Origin of the sequence: Calidithermus terrae (assembly GCF_003574345.1) — a bacterium.
Lineage (GTDB): Bacteria > Deinococcota > Deinococci > Deinococcales > Thermaceae > Calidithermus > Calidithermus chliarophilus.
Map to the genome: position 1 here is coordinate 1 of NZ_QXDL01000349.1, position 2490 is coordinate 2490.

The following is a 2490-nucleotide window of genomic DNA, read 5'->3' on the forward strand; positions in this document are numbered from 1 at the left end:
GGGTGGGAGCGGGTGGCCCTCGAGCCCGCCCTGCGAAAGGACCGGCGGCCCGGGCAGCGGCGGTGGGGTGGCGGAGGGGACGGCTCGAGCAGCGTCACCGTGAAATAGGCGTGGCGGGTGAGACCCCCGCCACCCCAGGACGCCGCGCGGGGACGGGCTCGAGCTGATGCGCCCCCGGATTCTAGGGCAGTATAGCCCAAGCGGACCGGAGCGCAAGATACCGTATGCCCGGCGGCTTTCGCCTACCCTGCTTGGGATGAGCAAGACCCCTATCACCGTGGCTTATGGCGACGGCATCGGCCCCGAGATCATGGAGGCGGTGCTGCGGATCCTCGAGGCCGGCGGCGCCCAGGTCGCCCCCGAGGTCATCGAGATCGGCGAGAGCGTGTACCTGCGCGGGGCCAGCAGCGGCATCGAGGAGTCGGCCTGGGAGAGCCTGCGCCGCACCCGCGTCTTCCTCAAGGCCCCCATCACCACCCCGCAGGGCGGGGGCTACAAGAGCCTCAACGTCACCGTGCGCAAGACGCTGGGCCTGTACGCCAACGTGCGCCCGGTGCAGTCGTACGAGCCCTTCGTCACCACCAAGCACAAGAGCATCGACCTCGTGATCGTGCGGGAGAACGAGGAGGACCTCTACGCGGGGATCGAACACCAGCAGACCGACGAGGTGGTGCAGTGCCTGAAGCTCATCTCCCGCCCCGGCACCGAGCGGATCGTGCGCTACGCCTTCGAGTTCGCCCGGCGCAACGGGCGCAGAAAGGTGACCTGCATCACCAAAGACAACATCATGAAGCTCACCGACGGGCTTTTCCACCGGGTGTTCGACGAGATCGGCCAGGAGTACCCCGAGCTGCAGAAAGAGCACATGATCGTGGATATCGGCGCGGCGCGGCTGGCCGAGATGCCCGAGCGCTTCGACGTGATCCTCGCCCCCAACCTCTACGGCGACATCCTCTCCGACATCGCCGCCGAGGTGGCGGGGAGCGTGGGGCTGGCGGGCAGCGCCAACGTGGGCGACGGGGTGGCGATGTTCGAGGCCGTCCACGGCAGCGCCCCCGACATCGCCGGCAAGGGCGTCGCCAACCCCTCGGGGCTCTTGCAGGGCGCCGTCCTCATGCTGGTGCACATCGGCCAGCCCGAGGCCGCCGCCCGCATCAAGAACGCCTGGCTCAAGACCCTCGAGGACGGCATCCACACCCCCGACATCTACGACGAGCGGGTCAGCGAGCGCAAGGTGGGGACGCAGGAGTTCGCCCAGGCAGTGATCGAGCGGCTGGGCCAGGAGCCCGACCGCCTGCGCCCGGTCCGCTTCGGCCCGCCCAGCCCCGGGCCGATGGTGCCGCCGGTGCCGCGCCGCGAGCCCGCCCGCAGGGAGCTGGTGGGGGTGGACGTGTTCTTCCACTGGCGCGGGCAGCAGCCCGAGGAGCTGGCCCGGCTGCTCCAGCCGCAGGCGGGGGGCCTCGAGCTGGTGATGATCACCAACCGCGGGGTCAAGGTCTGGCCCGGCGGCTTCCCCGAGACCTTCCGCACCGACCACTGGCGCGGGCGCTTCATGGCGCGCGAAGGGGCGAAGCTCGCCCACCACGACCTGGTGGCGCTGCTGGGCCGCCTGGCCGACGCCGGCCTCGACTTCATCAAGACCGAGCACCTCTACACCTTCGACGGCAAGCCGGGCTACTCGCTGGGGCAGGGCCAGTGAGGGGGAGGCCCACGGGGTGACGGGGCCGCGGCGCCCCTAGCCCTGCGCGAGGAGCATCACCTTTAAGGCCCGCTCCCGCCCCAGCGCCGCCGCGAAGGCGGCCCCCGCCTCGTGGAGGGGGAAGCGGTGCGTCACCAGGGGCTTGCCCTGCACCCGCCCCTCCGCGAAGAGCCGGATCGCCTCGCGGTAGTCCCGGAAGGTGTACATCAGGCTGCCCTTCAGCCCGATCTCCCAGTCCTGGATCAGCCCGGCGCTGACGGTCGCGGGCCGGCCGTACACGCCGACGACGACGACGCTGCCGCCCTTGCGGGCGCCTCGGATGGCCGCCTCGAGGGCCTTCTCGTTGCCCGCGCACTCGAAGAGCACGTGGTACTTGGCCCCGTCGGGGGCCTTGGCCCGCAGGCCGAGCGCCTCGGCCGCCCGGCGGCGGGGCTCGAGCGGGTCCACCACGTCCACGCGGGCCGCCCCGTAGGCCCGGGCCACCTGCGCGACCAGCAGCCCGATGGCCCCCGCGCCGAGCACCGCCACGTCCCTGCCCTGCAGCGGGGCGAGGGCCGCCGCGTGCACGGCCACCGCCAGCGGCTCGACCATCGCGCCGAGCTCGGCGTCGAAGCCCTCCGGCAGGCGGTGCAGGTTGCGCGCCGGGCTCACGAAGCGCTCGGCCATGGCCCCCGGGGCCTGGAAGCCCATCACCCGCAGGCGCTCGCAGATGTTGTAGCGCCCGCCGCGGCACGCCTCGCACTCCCCGCAGGTGAGGGAGGGCTCGAGGGCCACGAGCGCCCCCTCCCACC

At 72.4% G+C, this 2490-nt stretch carries 2 protein-coding genes; one reads left to right on the forward strand and one right to left on the reverse strand.

The features are described 5' to 3' along the window. Window positions 1-256 precede the first annotated feature (256 nt). Entirely contained in the window at window positions 257-1699 is a 1443-nt protein-coding gene (locus tag Mterra_RS20485; protein WP_119316774.1) for an NADP-dependent isocitrate dehydrogenase, read from the forward strand. 36 nt (window positions 1700-1735) lie between these two features. Here Mterra_RS20485 and Mterra_RS20490 read toward each other — a convergent pair. Further along, the coding region (locus Mterra_RS20490; RefSeq protein ID WP_119316775.1) for a zinc-dependent alcohol dehydrogenase at window positions 1736-2490 on the reverse strand (755 nt) is incomplete at its 5' end.

What these genes read in the sequence shown, in the direction of transcription:
- Mterra_RS20485 (WP_119316774.1), top strand. Translation starts at nt 257, where the DNA reads ATGAGCAAGACCCCTATCACCGTGGCTTATGGCGACGGCATCGGCCCC.